We start from the raw sequence: 19,472 nt of genomic DNA, 5'->3' as shown, positions 1-19,472 counted from the left end.
TCAGTCCTCGATCGCAATCGAGGTGACGGCACCCAACGTCAAAGCCAGCGCAATGCATTGGACCGCCAGCCAGTGGCGCAGCGCAAAGCGCGCACCGGCAAATGACACGGCAAACTTGCGCTTCGTAACCAGCGTTTTGCACTCGGCCCGCATCACGCAGCTTCCTCAAGAGTAAAGCCCAGCCCCTCGACGATCCGGTCGACCGGCAAAGACCAGGCAACATCGCTGGTAATCCAGCCTTCGATTGTCGGCGCACTCACGTTCACTGGATCACCATCGACCAGCGCCACCCGCAACGGCGGTTCGATGGTCAATGTCACCGTGCCATCGATGGCCACCCGCGCCGCCTCGGCAACGGTATGCAGGCAGCGTGTTCCGTCTGCGCCTTCCACCGATAGCCACATGCCCTGTCGCACCATGTAGCCCGGCGTCATGTCCTTCAGCGGCAATGTCGTGCCCGCCGCGCCCGATCCGTCCACCGTTGCCGCGCCGCCGCCCTGCGTCATGCCCATCAGCGGCCACGGCATGCGCAGCCCCTCGCGCTTGGCTACCTGCATCAGCGCCACGAACCGTCGCGCCTTGTCCGGCTGCATTGGCGGAAACGCCACCTGCAGCACGAACCGGCTTCCGGTGCGGTTGACCCTCAGCGCGGGCGCACCCGATGCCGGGCGCAGCAACATGCCGAAGTCGAGCAATTGCGGCGCGGCTTCTCGCGGTTTAAACTCTGCGGGAAGCTCGATCATGCCAGCCTCCTGCGGCTCTTGGTCAGAACCTTACGATAACCAAGTTCACCCCCGGCCTGCGCCGCCTGCACATCTTGCGAAGTGATGCGCTGCCAGAATTCAGGGGTCAGCAGGTTGCCCTGCAGGTAGTAAGTGTCGCCACCGCCATTCGGTGCGCCGTGAGGATAAACGGCAGATCCGCGGCTCATATGAACCAGTTCCGGCCCGCGCTCGCCGACCATGGCCCACCCGCCCGGGTGGAAGTTTGTGCCGTTGGCGTACTGTGGAATTGATGGGATATCTCCCCCAGCGGTGTTGAGGCGCTGCTGAAAGCCGCTGCCGAACGCACCAATGCCGCCGAGCTGTAGGCCAAGGTTGATGACCGAGGTCAGGATATCGAAGAACCCGCCGCCCTTGATCGCGTTGGCCACGTTCTGCAACGCTCCAAGCGTCTCCTGCGCCATGTCCTTAAAGGACTTGGCGATGCGGATGTTTGCGGCTTCGATCCCAGCGCCCTTGCCGGTCGCGTCTTGCATCAGCCGGTTGAGACCTTCGCTAATCTTGTCCATATCCTGCACGATGGGGCCCGCCGTGATGCCCCCGATTGCGCTAGGTCCGAGCGGTTGGGCTGGATCGATGCCCGCGCCTTCACGATGTAGGCGGCGGGTGGCCTCGTCATACTGCGCCTGCGTCAGTCGGGTGCGTGGATCAGGGCTATTGAGGCCAGCGTCCAGCGTCTGCTGGTCGGAGTGATAGTCGTTCAGCGCCTTCGCTTCCGGGAACAGTCGCTCCATCAGCGGCTTCAGTTCGTTAGCGAGCTTCTCGAACGCGGCCTTGGTTTTCTCCGTGGCCTTGTCAGCCTTGTCGACCATCACGCTGTCGAGGCGCAGCATCTGAGCAGCGATGCCATCGACCATGTCGGGAATGTAGCTGTGCCCAACAACGGCGTCATAAAGATCGTAGAACTTCTGCTTCACCCAGTCGATCTTGCGCACCGCGCCATCCCAGATCGCATTGAGCTTGTCGCCGACCCAGCCGCTAATCGCGGAGACCATGCGCATCATGACATCTGCCACAAAGCCCGGCAGTCCCGCGAATGCTGTGTTGATCGCATTGAAGGCATTGATGGCGAGGCTCTTCGCGGCCTCCCAAGCCCCGGACCAGTCACCTTGCAGCAGCCGGGAGACCGCTTTCAGCGCATCGCCGATTACGCCGAAGACACTCCCCACAATGTCCGCCGCAGCGCGGAGCAGCGCGATAAACACTGGCCCGAACGCCTTTGCCTGCCAGACAACAAGGTCGCCTATCAGCCCGATCGTCTGCCGCAGGGCTTCGCCGAGCGGGCCGTTCCACAGCTCGGTCAGCGTCGCGCTCATCTCGGTAACGATCTGCTGGAGCGGCGGCCCCAGCGCGGTCTGGAGAGCCTGCCAAAACTCCGAAAGGACCGGCGAGATTTTCTCCCAGTTTGCGTAGATCAGTGCGCCGGCTCCGGCCAGAGCGGCAAGGGGCAGAAGGATCGGACCGAGTGCCGCGCCCAGGCCGACCAGTGCCGCCTTGGCGGTGAGCAGGACGCCGCCTTCGGCAAACGCCGTGCCCAGCACGCCCAGGAACGGCGCCATGGCGCTCGTGATCGTGCCAAGCACGGTGAGAACCGGCCCGAGAGCTGCGGTCAGCATGCCGCCGACGACGACCGCCTGCTGCACGCCCGGCGACAAAGCCCCGAAAGCTTGGATCACGTTCGTCAGTGCCGCGGTGATGTTCGGGAGGATTTCCAGCAGTTGGCCGCCCACGGCCTCCATGAAATCCGCCATCGAATCCTTGAGGGTGTCGAATGGGTTCGCCTTCTGCGCCGCCGCCGCGCTGCCGCCGAACTGCTTCTCAAGCTCGGCGAGCAGGACCTTCTGGGCACCCGCCGCATTGCCGACCGCGACCATCGACTTGATCTGCTTCTGCTGCTGCTCGGTCAGCTGGATACCAGCCTTGCGCAGAGCGCCCATGCCCTTCACGGGATCGTTCAGCGCCTTGCCGACGAGCAGGGTAGCCGGTTGCAGATCCATTTTCATTCGCGCTGCCAGATCGACAGCAGCTTGCTGAGCGCGGTCGAACTGGTCGCCCGCGATGCTTCCGAACGTCAGGAGATTGGCTGTGACCTTCCGCAGGATATCGTCATCGTCATACAGCGAATTGTGCATGAGGTTGCCGGCCATGTCGCCCAGCTGCTCCGAGGTCCGGCCTGCGGCCGTGCCCATGCTTTTCAACGCGGCTTCGACTTGCCCCATGGCGTCGCGAGATTCTATCGCGGCCTGCACCGACTTCACACCGAAGGCAACGAGAGGGGCGGTGACTGCGACCGACATCGTCTTGCCGAGATCGGTCATCGCCTTGCCGTGCGCTTCGACTGTCCTCACCATGCCCTTGGCGCGCTTCTCGACCGCGCTCGCGCCCTTTTCGAACGCGGCGCTGTCGAGGCCGAGCGTGACACGAAGCGCGCCGATCAGAGCAGACATCAGCCACCTTTCCGCGCGGCGAGCGCAGCCTTGAACAACTTCATGTTGTGCTGGAGTTCGGCGACGTTGACCTGGCCGCCCTTGCGCTTCACCCGGGCCTCGCCGGTAAGATCACCGAGCGAGGGGAAGTGCTTGCCATCCTGTCGCATCAGCATTGCGGTATGCCAGACGATCCAGCCGCGCCGACGAAAGTAAGCCTTACAGGCAAGGTCGATCGTCCGTGGAGTGGACGACCAGTATTCGCTGACGCTCAGCCCCGCTTCGACCGCTTGGCCGAGGTGCTCGTCCCACGGCCAGCTCGCTTCGAGTGAGCGGGTGCCTTTCCCTCCGCACTCTCAACTGTGCCCGCGCTGGCGACTGGCTGGCTTGCTGCCTGGGCGGTACCGAGCGCCGCCTGAACGGCAGGATCCGAAGCCATGCGCATGGCCTTGTCGAGAGATATCTCAGGATGGAAGGCGCGTAGACCTGCCTGCACGAGTAGCGCCACATGGCTGAGCTTCGGCGGGTTAGCGTGCGGGTCGTCCTGCGCATTCGCAAGATCGCGCAATACAATGAGGATCGAGCAGTTGGCCTCGCGCTCGAAGAACGCGATGGCCTTCATGTCGAACACCATGGTGAAGCGGCAGCGATCGTACTCGAAAGCTACCTGTCCATCAGGCGCCGCCATTATGCCGACGCCGCCTGCGTGATTTCACCGGTGACCTTGCCGCCGAAGGTAAAGGTCTGAACGCCGTCGACCGGCATTTCGTCAACACCATAGTCGGTGAGGATGCCTGAGAACGCGGAATCGAACGTGTCCTCCGCGCCCTTCGAGACATACTTGAAGTCGCGGGTTACACCATCGACGATCGCAGCGGTGAGCAGACCATCGCTTGCGCTGCCAGCGATGTAGTTACCCGCACCGCCGAACTCGCCAGCATCGTAGATGCCCGATGCGATGAACTGCTGGGCACCGCCCGGGCTGTCGTGCGTGGTCACGTCCTTCGTGCCGCGCGAACGCTTCGGCGGGGTGACCGAAGTCAGCTCCGCGATCTTCACCAAAGTGCCGCCTGCGGGTCCCATCCACAGTTCAGCGCCGAACGAGTTCTTGGCCTGATCCGTCATCTTTAAAGCTCCTCGTAGTAAAAGCCGTACTCTTGCTGCACGTGATAGAGTTCCGCGCCGCCGTCCTGTTCGCCTTCGTCAATCGTGCGCTCGGCGAGCCGCTCGGCGCGCTGAAAGCGGACATCGCCGACGGTCTTGGCCGCTTGCATTTCAGTGCGGACCACGCGCTTCAGGGCGATTGCCTCGGTGCGGGTCGCGGACCAGATATCGACGCGCACGCGCACCCAATCGAAGCCTGTCGGACCGTCGTGCGTCCAGCCGTCAGTATTGGAGACCGACATAACCGAAAGGGCGGGAAGGCCCGCGCTGCGCACTCGTTCAAAGTATGTGACGCGGTTAGGCCCCTCGGTCAGAACCTCGGCGCCGGAGGCCGCTTTCAGCCGCGCAATGAGCGCCTCTTCCATGCCCATCGGTCAGCCTTTCTTCGCGCGGGCAGCGTATCGCTCGATCCCTGCGCCGAGTTCCTCGCCGATGCGCCGCAGAGCCGTCTCTCCGCCTTCCTTGTCCCATGCGGGAGTGAGCGCCGGATTTGCGATCTGGTTGCGGTTGCCGAACTCTTCCATCAGACCACCCGGGTCTGCAGTACCGATATGAATCTCCATCTCGCTCGGGCCCCGACGCGGTGTGAGAGAGCGCTGCCGCTTGTTCAGGCGAGTGCCTGCGCTTTCATTACTCACCAGTTCGCCGGTCTTGACCTTCGTCCTGGCCTTGTATTCGGCGAGAATAGGCTTCGCCGCATTGCGCAGCGCCAGCCGCCCGAGCCGCTTTGCCTCGTTCGTGGCCATCTCCAGCAGCGCTGCTTCAAGCTCCTTGAGCCCGCTGGTCTTGAACTCCGTCATCACGACTGTTTCGTGGTCGCGGTGAAGTCGATCTCGAACGGAACCGGACCGCCGATTGGCGCGATGCCGGTGATGTCCCATGGCGTCCCGTTGAATTCGATCCTGTCGCCGGTCGTCACGGTGCGGGTTTCGCTGTCGGCAAGCACGTTGAATGTCACCGTCTGCGCTGCTGACTCTACCGCCGCCTGTCTCCGCTCACCCCCGGTGCCATAGTAGACCGCAGCGGGGCGCGGATTGTCGAAGAGATTGGACCATGCCGAAGTGTCTGTGCCGCCCAGCGCATCCTCACTTGAGGACAGGCGCTGGAACCGGATTGAGTGGATGCGCCGGCCAGCGGGCTTGACCGGCATCAGATCTGCACCCGCGAATAGGGATCAAGCAGGTGTCGCCATGCCATCGGCACCTCGTTGACGATGTTGCCGACGTTGATGGCTTCGCGGTTGCTAAACCAGAACGCGACCATCATGAGGATGGCCTGCTTCACCGACGGCGGGACCGCTGCCGGTGCGGTGGTGAATTCGACCGATACCGCATTGAGGGCTGCCTTCGCAGTCGGCCAGGTCTGCCCCAGTATCGGCTGCAAGCGCGGAGGACTGCCGTAGATGTCCACCTCGTAGAGGTCCGTGGTCGCAGTCTGCTCGATCCCACTGTCGTCGACGTACTTGACGACCGGCGACGCGGCGATGGGCCCGAAGGGCAACTCGATGACGTCGGGCCAGCTGTCGAGAACCAGCTTCCACGACTGCTCGGTAAGCGCCCTGCCCAGATACTGTTCGGCAGCGTCGCAGGCTGCGGCAATGAAGCCAGTCAGCTGGCCGTCAAAGTCGGTAGTACCGGTGGCGAAGCACTGCACCTTGGCCTCGTCGACCGTCACAGGATACGAGCTTGCAGGCGTGACCAGAATGAGGGTCATCGGTTGGCCTTTCGCTTGCGAGAGGACCGCTGCCCGGGGGCAAGGCAGCGGTCCTCACGGAAACGGGGGTGGGTGTTTTACCCACCCCCGGCCCGAGGTGATCAGGCGACGAGGATGTGAAAGACGCCGACCTTGGCGTTACCGCCCTGTGCCAGGACGATCTTCACGCGGTCATTTGCAAGCGCGACGCGAGCCTGCACCGCGGTACCACCAGCGGCATACAGTGCTGCTACACCGGCCTGCGAGTGTGTGGGCTGGCGCGGTGCGACGACTGCCGAGGCGTTCACGTTGGACTGGGTCCAGAGGTTCACACCGGTGGCTTCGCCAGTGATCGTGAAGTCGACGCCATCGGTATAACCGTTTGAGCCGTCCTTAACGTATTCGATCTGGTGGACCTCGCCCGCAATGCGCGGGCTGTAGGCGGTGACGGTGCCATCAGCGGCGGTGGTGACGGTGAGCTTAATGCGTTGCATGGGAACGGTTCCTTCTGTCGGCGCCGCAGCGCCTTGGTTCAGGCCTTGGCCTTCGACTTGTTGGCAGGAGCCTTGCCCTCGGCTTTATTTGCCGGGGCGGGTTCGGACTTGTTGGCGGGGGCTGCCTCGGATTTTTCTTCCACGGGCTCTTTTTCCCTGTCCTCGGCAGGCGCGATCAGCACACCCGATTTCACGAGTGCGGCGACGATCGCCGGATCGGCAGTGCGGGTTTCACCTTCCATGAAGCGGTGGACTTCGGTGCCATCTTCGGTGAGGCGGTCGCCCTGGTGTTCGCGGGCCACGATGTATTCGACGAGCTTGGTCATGGTCTTTCTCCCGAAACCAGCGGGAGCGGATTACCCGCCCCCGCCGGCGTCTCGTCAGAGGGCGAGCGCGGTGTCGAAGTCGCCGTAGATCAGCGCACCGGGCTTCTTGATCGCCAGCGCGACGCGCTCCTCACACCGCATGGTGTAGAGGTTCTTCTCGAAGTCGTCCGAGTTCTCGGACGCGATGACGACCTCGGGAGCCATGCGGTCGTACAGGGTCTGCAGCTTGAAGCCGCCGACCGTGAACTTACGCTGGGTCTGCGCTGGGGTCGAAACCACCGGCTTGCCCCAGAGACGGGGGCCGGCGAGGTTCATCGGGTTCGCGAAGATGTAGGCACCGTCGGTCGTCTTGGTCATCTCGATCGCGGCCCAGTCGGCCGGGCTCAGGATGACGCCGTCGGTCGGGTAAAGAGCGAGTTCCGCCTGCAGCAGCGCAAGGCGGATGACGTCGATCTCGGTGGCGCCAGTGATCGCGATGGCTGCGGCGAAGGCAGTCGCGTTGGTGTTGATGCCGGTCAGGTGCTGGCCGGTACCGTCGCCGGTGAGCAGTTCGCCTTCTTCGGCGAGTGCCAGTCCGTAGCGCATTTCGCTGTCGACTTCGCCCTGCAGCTGGACCGAATCCTCCAGCGCCTGGCGGGTCAGCTTGGCGAGGTGAGCAATGACGCGAACGGGCGCGTTCACCTGTTCCCAGACATATGCGCTGGTCGGCTTGGTGGCACCCTCGGCGACGACCGCCGCATTGTTCGTGCGGGTGGTCTGGCGCGCGTAATCCACACTGCCGCCCGAGGTCGGAACCACGGTGAGCAGGTCGCGGATGGTGAGGGTGCGCTGCGGCAGCGAAGTGATCGTCGGATCACGCTCGCTCCATGCAGCAGCCTGCGCGGCAGTGATGGCCTTGACCCGGTTCGAATCCTTGAGTTCGAACTTGATCGTGCCCTGCGCGCCGTTGTCGAGGTAAGACTTGAAGCGCTCGCTACCGATGACCTGGCCACCGTAGGACTTAACCTCGTCCTCGCCTTCGCCCGGCTTGCGCGCCATCTTCTGCTCGAGCGCCTTCAGCTGCTCGCGCATGACGTTGACGCCGGTCAGCATCTCGTCGACCGACTTCTTCGTTTCGGCCGACAGCGAGCCAGCGTTCTTCGCCTCGGTGAGGGCGTCGTCAGCCTTCTTGAGGACTTCGGCCTGCTTGGCGTCGATCGACTTGCGCAGATCGTCGGCCATCTGCTCGACCGACTTCGTGCCCGACGGATGATTTTCGCCGTCGCGCAGATAGCGGCCGATGCGGGCCTCGTTCTTGGTCATGAGCCCGAGGGCTCCCACGGTGCGCTGGGCACCGAAAAGGGCACGATTTTTCATGATATGTCTCCGATGGAGGGATTGAAGTTCAGGCGCTCAAGGCCTTCAGGAACTTGAGCATGTCGTCATCTGCCTGCGCTTCGGGATCCCCCCGAAGGTGCGGCGCAGCCTTGCCCGCGATTGCAGCAGCAAGGCTTTTCGAGAAGCCACCTGCGTCCCGCAGGAACTCCTCGAACTCACGTACCGTGGGCATTTCGCCACGGGCGAGAATGGATTTGATTTCGTCGATGTGTGCGTTCCGCCCGAGCGCACCGAAGGTCACGATGCTGACCTCTTTCAGGTCGAGCTTCTTCAGGCCGAGGCCGTTCGGCATCTTGACCGTTTCGATTTCGCGATAGCCGATCGAGAGCTCATCGATCGCGCCTTCGCGCACCAACCCATAGACCTCGGCAGCTTTCGGTGAGACGTCCTTTAGCAACCTGCCTTCGACGTGCAGGCCCTTCGTGTCCTCCTGCACCACGTCCCAGACGCCGATCGGCTGATAGGGATCATGCTGGTACAACATCTTGATCGAGCGCTTCGCCTTCTTGGCGTCCGAGAGGGACACCTTGAAGGCGCCCGGGAGGACCAACTCCCGGTAGCTGTCGACCACGTTGAACACCGAGGCATAGCCCGCAATGGTGCCGTCATCGCCGACGGCTTTCACGTCGAGCGCGAAGCCACTGTTCTTGGTCCTATCCACGGTGGCGGAACTCCTCGAATCTCTGCGAAAGCGCGCCCATTTGCTGCGTCAATTCCTCGATCTGCTGACCGAGGGGGCGGTCCTGTTGCTGCACGATGGGCTCGTCGCCCCAAGGCACCGGTGCCAGGTTCTCTTTCCCGCGCACCTCGTTGATCACCATCCACTTGTCGCTGAGGGCCGACTTGTAGAAGGCCGAGCGTTCGGCAGCGGAACCCTGCAACAGGCCGTCCATGTTGAACTCGATAGTGATGCCAAGCGCGACGTCTTCGGCCGTGAGCAATTGCTTGCGCAACGCCGACTGGATTTTGCGAAGGCGGCGGCGCAGCGTGAACTTCTCGAAAGCGCGGGTCTGCTCAGTGATGCTGCTGCCCAGCTGGGTGTTGCCGGCGGTGTGACCGATGAGGTGAGGGGGCACGCCGAAGATGCGGCATACCTCTTCCACCGAGAAAGACCGGGACTGCAGCATCTGCAGGTCCTCGGGGGACATGGTAAGCTGCGTCCATTTCAGGCCGTGGCCCATGACCAGCGGGCGTCCGGCATTGATCGCGCCCTGGTACTTCTTCGCGAGGAGCGCCTCGGTCTCTTTGACCTGCTCCGCAGTCATTCGCGCGTCGGACTGCCATGCCCCGCTAGGATACATCGCGTTGCGGCTGACGTTGCCCGCCGTGCGCGAAAGGCTCCGCGCCAATCCGAAAGCCTCAGCGCCGATCTGTAGCGTCGACATTCCGCCCAGCGGGTCGCCGCCGAAGCCGCGAAGGTGCAGGATGTTCTCGTCTGTCTCGACCCGGCTCTTCCCGTTCCAAGTCCAACGGTATTCGATGCGACCGTCGGCGCGGCGTGCCCGGCTGACAATCGAAGGCGGGATGGGATCGAGGCCGACGATCTGCCCCATCGATCCGCGGAGCTTTTCGGCGTAGGCGTTGCCGCGCAACTCCAGCGCGACGCACATGAACTCCCAGAAATCCTCTGCGGTCTGATCTGCGTTCGGATCGTCGTGCAGGATTGAGTAGAGCCAGTGGTCCGTTGCGGCCTCGCGGCCCGTCCCGTTCCGGCGATAGACCATCAAGGGGAGGGTGGCCTGCGTACCGGCAAGAATGAGTAGGCAAGCCGCGACTGCCGGGATGGAAAGGACCGTGCTCTCGTTGACAACTTCGCCAGCCGAACTGCCGACGCCCGGCGCGGAATCCGCGCTTGTGCGCGTGCCCAGCCGGAAGATACCCGACAGGGTCTCGATGAACCCGCTGAGCGCGCTCATGCGAGGCTCGCGAGCAGGGCGTTGATGCCGTCAGCCTCGGCCTCACCATAAGCGAGCGCGACACCGACAGCCATGCAGAGCGCGACGGCGCAGTCGATTTTGTTCACAGCACGCTCCTTCGACTTCCCACAAGCCCGGATTTCCGCCGTTTTCAGTGCCGTTGCGCAACCCTTGCGCAAGTTGGGTCAGTTTGAGAGCATCAATGTGTTCGCTGGAACGATAGTGCTGGCCAGTTCGTGGACCGCCGAAACCTGCGCCACATCGTTGTCGAGCGCATGGGTATAGGTTCCGAGCGTCATGTCGAAACTGGCATGGCCAAGCTGTCTCGCGACGGCTGGCAGAGACCATCCCGCCTCAACGCGCGCGCTGGCAGCGAAGTGCCGTAGCGCGTGAAAGTGGAACGAAGGCTTGCGGGGATCTGCACTCAGCCCCGCGCGGCAAAGTAGCGTGCCCCATGCCCCAGCTCGAAAATTGTTAGGGCTAAAAGGCTTCCCGGTCTCGTAAGTGAAAACGAGGTCTAGGTCGTTCGGAACATAGTACCGCTTCAACCAATCCTGCAGTCGGGCGGCGAGGTAAGGGGGCATGCCGACCTCGCGAATGCCAGCCGGGGTTTTTGTGGTCTTGAGCCCTTCGTGTCGGGAAAGACTACCGCGCACCTTCACAAGTTGCGCGTCGAAGTCGAGGTCGTCTCGACGCAGGGCTAATATCTCGCCCAGCCGTAGACCGCAAACCGCCCCAAGAAGGACGAAGCAATGCATGTATGCCTGCGGTCGATGTTTGGTGCGGAATTGTCGGGCCGATGCTGTTTCGAGGAGCTTGCGCATCTCCTCGCGGGTGAAGGTCCGCACCTTCGGCTTTGGCAGGCGCGCGAACTTGCCCATCAGTGTCCGCCCCGGATTGCCCTGTATCCACTCCCGCTCTTCGGCGTGCGCGAGCAGAGTTTGCACCGCGCGCCCGATCCGCCGATGATATCTCGCGCCCAGCCGCGAGTTGGATTCGAGCGAAAGCTTCCATTCGAGCAAGGTTCCAATGCGAACCTCGGTCAGGACCATGTCTCCAATCTTCGGCAGCACATGCTTTTTGAGCATGCGGGTCTGGCTGAGATAGTGCGACATGCCAATCTCGCCGGATGCCAGGCGCTGGTCGAGGGTCCGAACGTAGTCGTCGAAAAGCTGTCTCATTGTGAGCTTGTGGCCAGCCCCGCCGATGAAGCCTTTTTGCTTGTTGCCCTCAATCGTGATGCGGAAGCTGTCCGCGTCCTTCTTGCGGTCAAAGGTCTTTTGCCGATGGGTTCCGTCGCCATCCACGAATCGAACGACCCACGCCTCTTTTGCGACGCCCTTGTGGGTCCATTTGCGCTTACTTACGCTCGCCATGGCGCGCCTCCCTCGAAAGCTTGGCGAAGTGGGCGGCGAGTTCCGAGCGCAGCGCGCAGACAATCGCGCCCATCTTGAACGTCGGCCAGTCGGTCTGGACTATTTGCCACTTCACCTGCGGGACCGTCAGGCCCACGTGATCTGCGATGGCCTGTAGGCCATAGAGCAGATCGCTTTCGCCCGGTTCTAACTTGCTCATGTTGATCTCCGATGTTGGCCCCGACCGGGCTGACCCAGCCGGGGCAGGGGTCTTACTTGGTCGGGATTTGCCCGGTCGCGCTCAGCGCCTGCCAGTCGGCCAGCGCCGCCTCTGTCGCGCATGGACAGCCGTCGGCCCGAAAGATGGGGAGCAGGCCGTGATTGATGAGGTGCGACACTTGCCGGTTCGGCAGATTCAGCGCGAGGGCAATCTCGGTCACGCCGCGAAGCATGGTCACGCCGCGCGGCAGGTGGCCGCGCTCGATCCCTGCGACCTCGACCTTGCCCGCGAGGTCGAAGAGGATTCGCACCTGATCATCGAGCAGGTTGAGCAAGCTGACCGCGAGGTGCGCTTTCCCGCCGCGCTGCTCGATAGGCAGTTCTTCGAGACAGAGCAGGGCGGCCTCGCCGAGCGAGCCGACGTATTCGGCAGTGCAGAGGATGCTTTCGCCCAGCGCGGCCACTCCGGGCCTGTCAGGCACCCCGAGGGGTATCGCACGTGCCACGAAGTCGCCAGCGGCCTCTGTGGGGCCTCTGTGGGGCGAATTTGGGGTATAGAGCATGTTTGGTTCTCACTGGTTTCGGCCTGCTACAGCCTAAATCCACGTTTCAGACGTGGTGCCGGGAGAGTAGCAGCCTGCCAGTGAGACAGGTGGAACGTTTTTCCCAAAAAGGGTCTTGTATGGCGCTCCGCTCCCGACGTAGAACGTCGTTCAGCGGTGGACGCCAATCCACGCTGTTACTTTCGGCGATTCGGTCCGCGCCAACGGACCCGACAACCGCCTATCACTGGTCAGGGCTGCTACACCCACTGGCCGTTTTGCCCTCACAGACGCATAAGCGCAAGCCTCCCCTTAACCGGGGAGGCAGGGCGCTGCCTGTCTACTTGCCCGGGCGGTGCAATTGGTCCGCGACGGACAGGGGCATTTCCTGTTGCTGCACGATAGGCTCATTGCCCCACGGGACCGGCGCGAGGTTCTCCAGCGCGCGGACCTCGTTGATCGTCATCCAGTTGTCCGACAGCGCATCGCGGTAAAGGTTGCCCCGCTCGATAGCCGAGCCTTGAAGCAAGCCCTCCATGTTGAACTCGACGTAGTAGCCTTGTGCCCGATCGCGGGCGGAGAGCAGTTGCTTTGCGATCGCGGATTGCATCTTTCGAAGGCGGCGGCGCAGCGTGAACTTCTCGAAAGCGCGGGTCTGCTCAGTGATGCTGCTGCCCAGCTGGGTGTTGCCGGCGGTGTGACCGATGAGGTGAGGGGGCACGCCGAAGATGCGGCATACCTCTTCCACCGAGAAAGACCGGGACTGCAGCATCTGCAGGTCCTCGGGGGACATGGTAAGCTGCGTCCATTTCAGGCCGTGGCCCATGACCAGCGGGCGTCCGGCATTGATCGCGCCCTGGTATTTCTTCGCAAGGAGCGCCTCGGTCTCTTTGACCTGCTCCGCAGTCATTCGCGCGTCGGACTGCCATGCCCCGCTAGGATACATCGCGTTGCGGCTGACGTTGCCCGCCGTGCGCGAAAGGCTCCGCGCCAATCCGAAAGCCTCAGCGCCGATCTGTAGCGTCGACATTCCGCCCAGCGGGTCGCCGCCGAAGCCGCGAAGGTGCAGCACATTATCGGCGGTCTCGACGCGCTGCTTTCCTTCCCATGTCCAACGGTACTCGATCTGCCCGTCTTTGCGGCGCTGTGCTGTCACCAGTGACGGAGGGATAGGGTCCAGTCCGATCACCTGCCCAGAACCGCCACGAAGCTTCTCGGCATAGGCGTTGCCGCGCAGTTCCAGCGCAACGCACATGAACTCCCAGAAATCCTCTGCAGTCTGATCCGCGTTCGGGTCGTCGTGAAGGATGGAGTAGAGCCAGTGGTCGGCCATTGGCCGTTTGCCCCGACTGTCCTTGCGGTACACCATCAGGGGAAGGGTAGAGATTGTTCCGGCCAGCAAGCTGACGCAAGCCAGCGCTGGTGTGATCGACAGGGCCTCTCTTTCGCTGACCGGTCGCACGCGCCAATCCTCAGGAGGTGCACCCCCCGTCCGTTTCAACCGAACATTGCCGGTCAGCCGGTCGATAAGGCCCGAAAGTGTCACGCAAGAACCTCGTCGCGGCGCAAATCGATGGGGTGATTCAGCTTGTCGTTCCACACGCGAACGATGTCTTGCCGGACGCCGTCGCGGTTGACCGTGATCTCGATTGCCTCGCCGCCGACGATATAGGATGGCGCGCTCCCGACGGCGTCGGCGGTCAGTGTCGCCCGTTGCGCATCGATCGCCGCAAGCATGCGGTCGCGATTGCACCAGTCCGCGACGACGGCCTGCGCCGCCGCAGTGTCATTGGCCGATGAAACGAAGCTCGCAAGCTCCACGGCCTCGAACGGCGCGCCAAGGCCCGCGCCGTCGGTGCTGACGAGGTGCAGGCGCGGGTACTCGTCACAGTAGCCGAATGAGCCAGCGAGCAGGCGACAAGTTCCCCCAGATGCCGCGTAGGCCCGAGCGTATTCGGTCAGGCATTCGATAAGCTCCGGCGTAGTGCCAGGACGCGCTTTCTCGACGATCTGCGACAAGTCGTTCATCGGCCCCGGCCACAGGCCCGGGCCGATCATCGATGTCGCCACGGCATAGGGGAACATGCGCGACAGCGAGACAAACGCTTTCGGATAGAACGCCACGATGCTCGGGTCGCCGCGGTGAAACCACGCAGTGTCCGTGTAGAGGCGAACCTCGCTCGCGGTAATGAATCCGTTCATCAGGGTCATAGGGTTTTCCTCGCGGTAGGATTTGGGCAGCAATGGCGTTGCTGCTCGCAGGGGTGCTGGCGACGGTCGCAATGGTTCCAAGCGTAGCCCCCGACACGCCTAGGAAAGTTCCAGCCCCAGCCAGCAGGGCGCCGCCGGATGCCAAGACAGCCACGGCGCCAGCCACCACGGCGACGACGCGCAGAACCTTTGCCATCAGGCCCTCCACGCCCCAAGCAGATCATCGAGCGATGCTTCCATCTCGATCATCCCCCCGGCCCAGTCTTGGTGCCATCCCAGCAACTTGCCGGTGCCTGCGTTGATCACGATGCTGTCCATCACTTCGTCACCCGGCAGCACGGCCAGATCGCCAATGCGCATGAACGCCGGGGCAATCCGTTCCAGCGAACCTTGCGCATCGAGCATGTCCGACACGTTGGCCCAGCCCCGTTCACGCAGCGCGCGGGTTGCCCCGATCACGCCCCGGATGCGCGGCAATTCGGGAACCTTGTGGCCCATCTTGCGCAGGTGGAACCGCGCCATGTGAACGCAGGTTACCGCCTTCTTCCAGTCGAACGGCTGGCTCCGGTACCTTGCCAGCGTGGCCTGCGTGGCCTGCTGCCTGCGGATAAGGTCCGGAATGGGTTTGTCATCGACCATAGTGGCGACTCTTATTTTTCGGAGCGGCGGCGCGCAGCCCTGCGGAGATTCCTCTGCGCGCCGCCTATGCTCCCCGACTGGCAGGGGGGATTATACCAGCCGTGTTCACTTACAGGCCGAGCGCGGTGTCGAAGTCGCCGTAGATCAGCGCGGTCGGCTGGCGCACCGCCAGCGCAAGACGCTCCTCGCAGCGCGCGGTGAGCAGGTTGTGCTCGAAGTCGTCCGCGTTCTCGGTCGCAATCAGCACTTCCGGCTGCATGCGGTCGTAGAGCTTCTGCATCTTGAACGCGCCGGTCAGGAACTTCGTCGCGCCCATGGCCTGCGTCGCCGCCACGGGCAGGCCGAACAAGACAGGTTCCACGTTCGCCGCTGGGTCTCCCATGATGTACTTGCCGTCGGCGTCCTTCAGGAGGCGCATCTTCATCCACCGCGACGGGTTGATGACGATACCGTCAGGCGGAAACTCGGTGAGGCTGGCTTGCAGCACGGCGAGACCGACAACATCGATCTCGTTTGCATTGGTCACCTCGAACGGGGGCGAGTAGGCGGTTGCTGCCGGGATCATGCCGGTCAGATGTTCGCCGGTACCGTCACCGCTCAGAAGCTCCGCGTCCTCCGCGAGCGTCAGGCCATAGCGCATTTCGGTGTCGAGTTCGCCCGCAAGCTGCGCGTCGTCGTCGAGTGCCTGGCGGGTCAATTTCGCGAGGTGCGCGATAGTGCGCATCGGCGTGTTCTGCTTGGTCCACACATAGACGCTCGTCGGCTTCAGGGCCTCCTCAGCGACGACGGCCGCATTGTTCGTGCGGGTGGTCTGCTTGGCCCAGTCGACACTGCCACTGGTCGTCGGAACCACCGTCAGCAGGTCGCGGACGCGGGTCACCCGGCGCGCCATCGGCGCAAGCTCCGGATCGCGCTCGCTCCACGTGCCGGCTTGTGCGGAAGTGATCGCCTTGAGTTCGATGCGGGCGCGGCCACGGCTACCCTCAGCGCGGAAGGCCTTGAACTCTTCGCTCGCCAGAACCTGTTCGCCGTAGCCCTGCGTCTGGCCGAAAGGCGAGCCGCCCTTGTCGCCGCGCGCCATCTTCTGCTCGAGCGCCTTCAGCTGCTCGCGCGCAGTCTTCTGGTTCAGGCCGAGCTCTTCGAGCTTCGCCTGAACCGCCTCGCTGTGATCCTTGAAAAGCTGTTCGATATCCATGATCGTCTCCTTGCCCTAGATCTGGGCGATTAGGTTGGTTGACTGGGTGATGAGCGCGGCCAGCCGTGCGGCCGCCTCGTCGTCACCTTTGGTTTCGTTAATGGACTTCCATGCCGCGCTGGCGGCGGTCTTGGCCTGCCTTCCGGACAAACCGGCATCGCGGAGCAGCGTCTCGATATCGCCGGGACCGACGATAGACTTGACGTCAGCGACACGCGTTTTCGGGTTCGCCGGGAAGGTCACGAGACTGCCTTCCGCGAGGTCGACTTCGATGAGTTCGCGAATGCCTGCCTTGGGGTTCTCCATGGCCTTGGTTGCGCGAAACCCAATCGACAGGCCGGTGAGCGCGCCAGCCTTCGCGAGCGCGTGCGCTGCCTTGCCGTCCGGGCTTTCGAGAACGATCGCGCCCTTGACGTAAAGCCCGTCCCCCCGCTCGCTCCATTCGGTCCAAGCGCCAATCGGGCGCTTGGGATCGTGCTGCAGGAGCATGGGAAGCGGGCGCGAGCGCGCGGCGAGCGACTTCGCGAACGCGCCCTTGCGCACGATATCGCCGTAGGAATCGACGTTGTCGAACCCGGACAACAGGCCTTCGATCTGGCCGCTGCCGCTCAATTCTTTGATTTCGAACGGGGAACCCGCGTAGTTCATGCGCACACCTCGACTGTCGAGCATCGCTCGTTTTCCAGCCGACTGGCGCGGACACCCGCGAGTAAGTCGGTGCGGTTGCGCGGACACCCGCGCTTCCAACGAGCAAACCAATACGGTGAATTTGCGGAAATGGCAAGCGCGCTCAGTCGGTGCGCGGCTGGGCCAGGTGCATCGTGTAGGCCGACAGCCGCGCAAAGTGCACCGGCACTTGCGCGGGCCCGCAGATCGATCCGATCATGTTCGCCAGCGCTGTCGAGGTGCCGACCGACACGATCCGGTAATCGAACCCGTCCCGCACTAGCCGCTTGAGTAATTCGAGCACTTCGCCTTGCACGATCGCGGCTTGCTCCCACTGTTCCGGCGTGAGGTCGGCAGGCGCAATGGTGGTTTCGTCGGTCATGGTCGTTCCCTTCGGGGTCAGTTCAGCGGTCGAAAAATTCGTCGAACTCGGGATTGCCCGACAGGCCGGGAGCGCGGGAGCGGTCCACTGGCGTCGCGGCTAGCTTTGACAGGATCGCGGAATAGACCTGCACCATGTTGATGTTCAGGCCCTTCATTTCGATCAGCTGGGCGCGGATTGTGGCGGCGAGGTCGACAAGGGGCCGGTCGGATTCCACCAGCCACGGCAGTTCATCCTTGAACAGCCGCCACGCGCGTTTCTGCGCGGCGGTCAGAAATTTAGAGGGCTCGCCGAGGAGCGGGGAGGTCGGATCGTTCCGGCCCTCGTAGCGCCCCCGGTTTTTCGCGGCGGCGCCGGTCACCTTGGCGACGACAGGCGGCAATCTGTGGCTCATGTGGCCTCCGTTTTCATGGAAATGGACTGTGGATGCGCGAATTTTTGGGCTGCATCGGTCAGGAGGCCGGACCCTCCTGATTTTCCGAATACCCCCCGGGGGGCGGGTCAATCCGGCAGCGTTCCCGCGCGGTTCGAGCAGCAGCAAGGCCGCGATCAGCGCGGATCAGGGGCAGGGCAGGGGCCAACTGGCGCGTGTTGAATATTGTTCTTCGAGTTCGGAAAAATAAAAAGTTCGGCGGCACATCATCGATAGGGGGCGCATAGGGGGGTACCCCACCCCCTCCCCCCCCTACCCCCGGGGTAGTCGTCATTGCGTTGTCGTCGTCGCGCAATCTCGAACCGACGGGCTGCGCTACCTGTGCCTGTGCAGGGGGCAGGGGCAGGCCGGGAGCGACGCCGCGCAAGCGAGCGGAGCGTCCATCGACCTTGCCCTGTCCTGTCGTGGCAGGGCTCGCGCGTGGAGCCGACGCAAGGCGAGCGACACGCCTCTCGCGCACGCGCTACCTATCAACGCTGCACCTACGTTTCACTACGGTGCAGCTTAGGTATCTCTTAGAGATATAAGTTCCGTGTGCATCTGGTGCACCCTTTAACGGTGCATCTGCTGCACCCTTAGCGGTGTGAAAGGGTGCACGTCATGCACCCTTTAAGCATCCGTCTAGCGGACCCTTAGAACACTCGGTCAGCGGCTGGGTCGTCCGGGTCCAAGGGTGCATCAGGTGCGCCCTTTCGGACTGGCGCAGGCTTGGCCTTGCCGAGCGGCTGGGCGAGGGGCAGCGCCCACACCTTGACCTGTCCTGTCCGTCCTCGCCTGTCGCCTGTATCGAGGATCAGACCAGCCTCGTGCAGGCGGTCGAGGGCATAGAGCACGGTGCGACGCCGCAGGCCGGTGAAGGTCATGATCGCCGCGACCGACGGATAGGCGATGCCGCTACCCTTGTTGTGGCAATGGGCGATGGCCCACAGCACCAGCTTGTCAGGCGGATTGTCCGGTATCATGCGCGCCGCCCAATCGACCGCTTCCTTACTCATGTCGCAGACCTCGCGCTGCTGTCGCAGGCACTGTCGCACGGTTCTGCGACAGTTGACCGTAAGCCCAGCGATTGCGGGCTTTGGATAGTGATTTGCGACAGTTGCGACAGTTGCGACACTGGCTCAGTCCTGCACCGCGATGAGGTCGTGAGCGTCGGCCAGGCGGAGCGCGGCAGTCTCTGCCTGCCGCTCGTCGCCGGATCCCGTGCTGTCGCCCTCGAAGGCGCCGGAGAGGATCAAACCTATCCCGACGCGCCAGCCGGTGCCCGAGCGCTTCACCAGCACCGCACGCAGCTTGTCCCGGTGCGGTATCCGCATTAGCGCAGTCATGCCTGCGGGTCCTTGGTGGCGGTGGTGGCCAACTGGTCGAAGTGGCGCGCCAGCGCAGAGCGCAACGCGCAGACCTTGCCGCCCATCTTGAACGTCGGGAGCTTGTCCCGATCGCGCATGTGATAGACCTGTTTTTCGGTCAGCCCGAGGTGGGCGGCAATCGCTGGAACGCCATAGAGCAGGTCCGCGCGGGACTCTTCGTTGATTTCGGCCATGGTGGTCTCCTTGCCCGACCGTTGCGCAACTGTTGCGCAACAGAGCAGCCGGGACGCTTTCAAAAGTGGCGGAAAACTGCGGTTTTTATGGGGGTGGGTGGGGAGGTTGTGCG

At 63.3% G+C, this 19,472-nt stretch carries 28 protein-coding genes; all 28 read right to left on the bottom strand.

Annotated elements, in window-relative coordinates:
- On the bottom strand, nucleotides 1-153 hold the full coding sequence (locus tag ACZ1JY_RS07895; RefSeq protein ID WP_465128919.1) for a hypothetical protein: 153 nt from the start codon (nucleotides 151-153) through the stop codon (nucleotides 1-3).
- A complete protein-coding gene (locus ACZ1JY_RS07890; protein WP_465128918.1) occupies nucleotides 153-743 on the bottom strand; it encodes a hypothetical protein in 591 nt (196 codons plus the stop codon). The genes ACZ1JY_RS07895 and ACZ1JY_RS07890 overlap by 1 nt, the downstream gene beginning before the upstream one ends.
- Nucleotides 740-3,229: a phage tail length tape measure family protein gene (locus ACZ1JY_RS07885; RefSeq protein WP_465128917.1), complete on the bottom strand. Its 2,490-nt coding sequence runs from the start codon at nucleotides 3,227-3,229 to the stop codon at nucleotides 740-742. Before ACZ1JY_RS07885 ends, ACZ1JY_RS07890 begins: the two co-directional genes overlap by 4 nt.
- Entirely contained in the window at nucleotides 3,229-3,384 is a 156-nt protein-coding gene (locus tag ACZ1JY_RS07880; RefSeq protein WP_465128916.1) for a hypothetical protein, read from the bottom strand. The genes ACZ1JY_RS07885 and ACZ1JY_RS07880 overlap by 1 nt, the downstream gene beginning before the upstream one ends.
- Nucleotides 3,385-3,479: 95 nt before the next feature.
- Nucleotides 3,480-3,896 (bottom strand): hypothetical protein, encoded by a 417-nt coding sequence (locus ACZ1JY_RS07875; RefSeq protein ID WP_465128915.1) that lies wholly within the window; start codon nucleotides 3,894-3,896, stop codon nucleotides 3,480-3,482.
- Complete coding sequence (locus ACZ1JY_RS07870) at nucleotides 3,896-4,333, bottom strand: phage tail protein (protein ID WP_465128914.1); 438 nt, start codon at nucleotides 4,331-4,333, stop codon at nucleotides 3,896-3,898. Before ACZ1JY_RS07870 ends, ACZ1JY_RS07875 begins: the two co-directional genes overlap by 1 nt.
- 2 nt (nucleotides 4,334-4,335) lie before the next feature.
- Nucleotides 4,336-4,737: a hypothetical protein gene (locus ACZ1JY_RS07865; RefSeq protein WP_465128913.1), complete on the bottom strand. Its 402-nt coding sequence runs from the start codon at nucleotides 4,735-4,737 to the stop codon at nucleotides 4,336-4,338.
- 9 nt (nucleotides 4,738-4,746) lie between these two features.
- Nucleotides 4,747-5,172 (bottom strand): hypothetical protein, encoded by a 426-nt coding sequence (locus ACZ1JY_RS07860; protein WP_465128912.1) that lies wholly within the window; start codon nucleotides 5,170-5,172, stop codon nucleotides 4,747-4,749.
- Entirely contained in the window at nucleotides 5,172-5,522 is a 351-nt protein-coding gene (locus tag ACZ1JY_RS07855; RefSeq protein WP_465128911.1) for a phage head completion protein, read from the bottom strand. Before ACZ1JY_RS07855 ends, ACZ1JY_RS07860 begins: the two co-directional genes overlap by 1 nt.
- Nucleotides 5,522-6,085 carry a head-tail connector protein gene (locus ACZ1JY_RS07850; protein ID WP_465128910.1) on the bottom strand — a complete coding sequence of 188 codons (564 nt, stop codon included), beginning with the start codon at nucleotides 6,083-6,085 and terminating at the stop codon, nucleotides 5,522-5,524. The genes ACZ1JY_RS07855 and ACZ1JY_RS07850 overlap by 1 nt, the downstream gene beginning before the upstream one ends.
- Before the next feature lie 101 nt (nucleotides 6,086-6,186).
- The gene (locus ACZ1JY_RS07845) at nucleotides 6,187-6,558 is read right to left on the bottom strand and encodes a hypothetical protein (protein ID WP_465128909.1); all 372 of its coding nucleotides are present in this window, start codon (nucleotides 6,556-6,558) and stop codon (nucleotides 6,187-6,189) included.
- Between the two features lie 38 nt (nucleotides 6,559-6,596).
- Nucleotides 6,597-6,884, bottom strand: a complete 288-nt coding sequence (locus ACZ1JY_RS07840; protein WP_465128908.1) for a hypothetical protein — start codon at nucleotides 6,882-6,884, stop codon at nucleotides 6,597-6,599.
- A gap of 54 nt (nucleotides 6,885-6,938) precedes the next feature.
- Nucleotides 6,939-8,240, bottom strand: a complete 1,302-nt coding sequence (locus ACZ1JY_RS07835) for a phage major capsid protein (protein ID WP_465128907.1) — start codon at nucleotides 8,238-8,240, stop codon at nucleotides 6,939-6,941.
- 28 nt (nucleotides 8,241-8,268) lie between these two features.
- Nucleotides 8,269-8,922: an HK97 family phage prohead protease gene (locus ACZ1JY_RS07830; RefSeq protein WP_465128906.1), complete on the bottom strand. Its 654-nt coding sequence runs from the start codon at nucleotides 8,920-8,922 to the stop codon at nucleotides 8,269-8,271.
- Nucleotides 8,915-10,177 (bottom strand): phage portal protein, encoded by a 1,263-nt coding sequence (locus tag ACZ1JY_RS07825; RefSeq protein WP_465128905.1) that lies wholly within the window; start codon nucleotides 10,175-10,177, stop codon nucleotides 8,915-8,917. The genes ACZ1JY_RS07830 and ACZ1JY_RS07825 overlap by 8 nt, the downstream gene beginning before the upstream one ends.
- A 185-nt stretch (nucleotides 10,178-10,362) precedes the next feature.
- Nucleotides 10,363-11,553: a tyrosine-type recombinase/integrase gene (locus ACZ1JY_RS07820; RefSeq protein ID WP_465128904.1), complete on the bottom strand. Its 1,191-nt coding sequence runs from the start codon at nucleotides 11,551-11,553 to the stop codon at nucleotides 10,363-10,365.
- Entirely contained in the window at nucleotides 11,537-11,752 is a 216-nt protein-coding gene (locus tag ACZ1JY_RS07815; protein ID WP_465128903.1) for a hypothetical protein, read from the bottom strand. Before ACZ1JY_RS07815 ends, ACZ1JY_RS07820 begins: the two co-directional genes overlap by 17 nt.
- A gap of 52 nt (nucleotides 11,753-11,804) precedes the next feature.
- Nucleotides 11,805-12,215: a hypothetical protein gene (locus ACZ1JY_RS07810; protein WP_465128902.1), complete on the bottom strand. Its 411-nt coding sequence runs from the start codon at nucleotides 12,213-12,215 to the stop codon at nucleotides 11,805-11,807.
- 418 nt (nucleotides 12,216-12,633) lie between these two features.
- On the bottom strand, nucleotides 12,634-13,755 hold the full coding sequence (locus ACZ1JY_RS07805; RefSeq protein ID WP_465128901.1) for a phage portal protein: 1,122 nt from the start codon (nucleotides 13,753-13,755) through the stop codon (nucleotides 12,634-12,636).
- 80 nt (nucleotides 13,756-13,835) lie between these two features.
- The gene (locus ACZ1JY_RS07800) at nucleotides 13,836-14,504 is read right to left on the bottom strand and encodes a hypothetical protein (RefSeq protein WP_465128900.1); all 669 of its coding nucleotides are present in this window, start codon (nucleotides 14,502-14,504) and stop codon (nucleotides 13,836-13,838) included.
- Between the two features lie 195 nt (nucleotides 14,505-14,699).
- The gene (locus ACZ1JY_RS07795) at nucleotides 14,700-15,143 is read right to left on the bottom strand and encodes a DUF6950 family protein (RefSeq protein ID WP_465128899.1); all 444 of its coding nucleotides are present in this window, start codon (nucleotides 15,141-15,143) and stop codon (nucleotides 14,700-14,702) included.
- Between the two features lie 109 nt (nucleotides 15,144-15,252).
- Nucleotides 15,253-16,338, bottom strand: coding sequence for a phage major capsid protein (locus ACZ1JY_RS07790; protein ID WP_465128898.1), 1,086 nt, complete (start codon nucleotides 16,336-16,338; stop codon nucleotides 15,253-15,255).
- A 15-nt stretch (nucleotides 16,339-16,353) separates the two neighbouring features.
- Entirely contained in the window at nucleotides 16,354-17,085 is a 732-nt protein-coding gene (locus ACZ1JY_RS07785) for an HK97 family phage prohead protease (RefSeq protein ID WP_465128897.1), read from the bottom strand.
- A 43-nt stretch (nucleotides 17,086-17,128) separates the two neighbouring features.
- Nucleotides 17,129-17,386 carry a hypothetical protein gene (locus tag ACZ1JY_RS07780; protein WP_465128896.1) on the bottom strand — a complete coding sequence of 86 codons (258 nt, stop codon included), beginning with the start codon at nucleotides 17,384-17,386 and terminating at the stop codon, nucleotides 17,129-17,131.
- Between the two features lie 22 nt (nucleotides 17,387-17,408).
- Complete coding sequence (locus ACZ1JY_RS07775; RefSeq protein ID WP_465128895.1) at nucleotides 17,409-17,780, bottom strand: hypothetical protein; 372 nt, start codon at nucleotides 17,778-17,780, stop codon at nucleotides 17,409-17,411.
- Nucleotides 17,781-18,451: 671 nt separating this feature from the next.
- Complete coding sequence (locus ACZ1JY_RS07770; protein ID WP_465128894.1) at nucleotides 18,452-18,814, bottom strand: helix-turn-helix domain-containing protein; 363 nt, start codon at nucleotides 18,812-18,814, stop codon at nucleotides 18,452-18,454.
- Between the two features lie 123 nt (nucleotides 18,815-18,937).
- A complete protein-coding gene (locus ACZ1JY_RS07765; RefSeq protein WP_465128893.1) occupies nucleotides 18,938-19,144 on the bottom strand; it encodes a hypothetical protein in 207 nt (68 codons plus the stop codon).
- Nucleotides 19,141-19,359: a hypothetical protein gene (locus tag ACZ1JY_RS07760; RefSeq protein ID WP_465128892.1), complete on the bottom strand. Its 219-nt coding sequence runs from the start codon at nucleotides 19,357-19,359 to the stop codon at nucleotides 19,141-19,143. The genes ACZ1JY_RS07765 and ACZ1JY_RS07760 overlap by 4 nt, the downstream gene beginning before the upstream one ends.
- Between the last annotated feature and the right edge of the window lie 113 nt (nucleotides 19,360-19,472).

Source organism: Novosphingobium sp. BL-A-41-Hi4B-X5A (assembly GCF_055521705.1).
Note: the sequence above shows the minus strand (reverse complement) of the source record. Positions and strands in the feature narration are given on the sequence as shown.